Source organism: Streptosporangium sp. NPDC006013 (assembly GCF_040614275.1).
Taxonomy (GTDB): domain Bacteria; phylum Actinomycetota; class Actinomycetes; order Streptosporangiales; family Streptosporangiaceae; genus Streptosporangium.
On sequence record NZ_JBEXUE010000824.1, the window covers coordinates 1 to 2442 of the forward strand.

Below are 2442 nucleotides of genomic sequence, written 5' to 3' on the forward strand. Positions count from 1 at the left end.
GCCGTGGCGGCGGCGCCGTACCCGCCACGGTCACGCGCCCGCTCCGCGGCGGCCACCAGCGCGGCGGCGACCTGCTCGTCCTGACCCAGGGCGGCTCCGGCCAGGTGCCAGGCGCGGCGGTCATCCGCGGTCAGCTCCGCCAGAACGGCGTGCACGCGGCGGACGTCGGCCGCGCCGGCCGCCTCGTGCACCGCGGATCGGATGAGCGGATGACCGAAACGCACGCTCGTGCCCGACACCTCGGCCAGCCCGCTCTCCTCCAGCTCGGCCAACGCCACCCGCCCGGCCCCGACCTCCGTTCCCGGCCCGGATGAGGCCGATCGGGCCGGGTTCGCGCCAGGCCGTTCCGGTTGCTCGGCGAACAGCCGCTCAGTGGCGCGCAGGACCAGATCGAGGTCGGCCGCTACGGCGGCGACCAAGGCGACCAGCCGGGCAGAGGCCGACAACCCGCTCACCCGATCGCCGAAGAGCCGGGCGCCGGCGGGCAGTGGGTCGGGCAGCGGTTCGCGCCCGGCGAGCTGCGCGGGCGTCAGGCGGGCGGCGATCTCACCCAGGGCGAGCGGGTTCGCGCCGGTCAGCGTGACGAGCTCCCGTTTCACCTGGGCGGGCAGCACACCGTGGCGGGACTCCAGCAACTCGGCCGCGGCGGACTCGGCCAGACCGCGCACGTCCACCGTCAGCGGCACGCCCTTGACAGGAGCCTCCCCGCGTACGGCGAACAACATCGCGATCCGTTCCGTCCCCAACCGCCTGGCGGCGAACAGCAGCGCATCGGCCGAGGCCCGGTCGATCCACTGGAAGTCGTCGACCACGCACATCAGCCCGTCCGGCGCGGCCGCCTCGGCCAACAGCGAGAGCACACCGGCCCCCACCAGGAACCGATCGCCGAGACTGCCCGCGGCAAGCCCCAGGGCCGCGCGCACGGCATCGCGCTGCGGCTCGGGCAGTGCGTCGAGCGAACCGGCCACCGGCCACAGCACCTGGTGCAGCGCCGCGAACGCGAGGTCGGACTCGGACTCGACGCCGGTGGCCCGCAACACCCGCATCGCACCACCGCGCGCGGCCGCCGCGTCGAGCAAGGCGGTCTTGCCCGCGCCTGCCCCGCCCCGCAACACCACCGCGCCGCCGGAACCGTCGCGAGCCCGCGCGATCACCTCGTCGAGTGCGCTGATTTCCGCAGATCTGCCGTAAAGCACAAGCACCCACTGTAGGAGGCCGCCACTCTGCTCCGTCCCGCACGGAGCCGCTTCTCACGAACACTCGATTCCGAGAGAAGATCGCCAAAACGCCTCACGGGACGGCCGACAGCCTCGAATCCCTCTCATGACTCGTTCTCACTCAGGTCCTCGACCGAGGTTGCTTTGAGAAATGTTTGTGAGAGGAGTCGGGGCATGGTCGACGCCCCCGAGCGCCTCGCCGGCAGGCTTCGGCCGACGGTGGGGCCGATGATGGGGTCGCCGATCGCGACATACGTGCACTAAGAGCTACAAATCGCCCAAACGGTCATCAATTACTCGATGTACTTACTTGACAGGCTATTGATCTTTGCTATATACCACAGTCCTGAGGTGAATGGCATAAGTCATATATAACCTTCATGTGAATATTTGCTTACAGAATTTAAGCACGTCCGATATGCCCTTTTGGGGCCTTGACGAATATTCGGCCTCTGGCGAGGATTCTTGCCAATTGCGCACTTCATTCCAGAATGACCAACTACCTGGGGTGTGCGCGAACTGGAGGAATTTTTCATGAGGAGCCCCCTCAACGGGAGGAGAGTCGGTCGCGCCGCGGTCGTGCTCGCCCTGCCCCTTGCCCTCAGCCTCAGCGCGATGCCTGTGCTGGCCGATCCGGCACCGCAGGCCAGTGAGGTCGCCCCCGACCGGCAGTCCAGCACAGAGCAGAACGGCGTGGCGCTGCTGCGCGTCATCGTTCCCGACCAGGAGTCCATCGACCGGCTCAACAACATGGGCGTCGACCTCGCGGAGTACCGCAGGCCCGTCGACGAGGGTCTGGAGGTGCACGCCGTACTGAGCCCGGAGGAGGCTCAGGAACTGCGCGTCCTCGGCTTCGACGTGCGCGATGCCATCTCCGACCAGGCCGATGTGGCCGAGAACAGGGCCGCACGGCAGGAGGCGCTCACCAAGGCGGCGCAGGCGGAGGCGGCGGACGTCGACACGCTGACCCCGCTCCGCGCCGAGTGGTTCACCAGCCTCGACAACGAGAACTTCCTCTCGGTGGAGGTCAAGTCGAGCGCCACCGACGCGCAGACCGTGCTCACCGCCACCTGGGACAGCGGCAAGGGGACGGCCCCCGACTCGGGCGGCACCGTGACGATGTCGCGTTTCACCGACGCCGGCCAGTACATGTACCACCGGTTCAGCTCGCCGCTGGCCCTCACCGCGGTTCCCGCCAAGGTCACCATCACCAGCAGCCGGGGCG

Annotated in this window: 2 protein-coding genes; one reads left to right on the forward strand and one right to left on the reverse strand. The window is 68.9% G+C overall.

Annotated features, from left to right (window positions below; translation table 11 throughout):
• Window positions 1–1202 (reverse strand): ATP-binding protein (locus ABZ260_RS50000; protein ID WP_355632719.1); only part of this gene is annotated, 1202 nt, incomplete at its 3' end.
• A gap of 549 nt (window positions 1203–1751) precedes the next feature.
• On the opposite strand from ABZ260_RS50000, the gene ABZ260_RS50005 reads away from it, so the two are divergent.
• Window positions 1752–2442 (forward strand): hypothetical protein (locus ABZ260_RS50005; protein ID WP_355632722.1); only part of this gene is annotated, 691 nt, incomplete at its 3' end.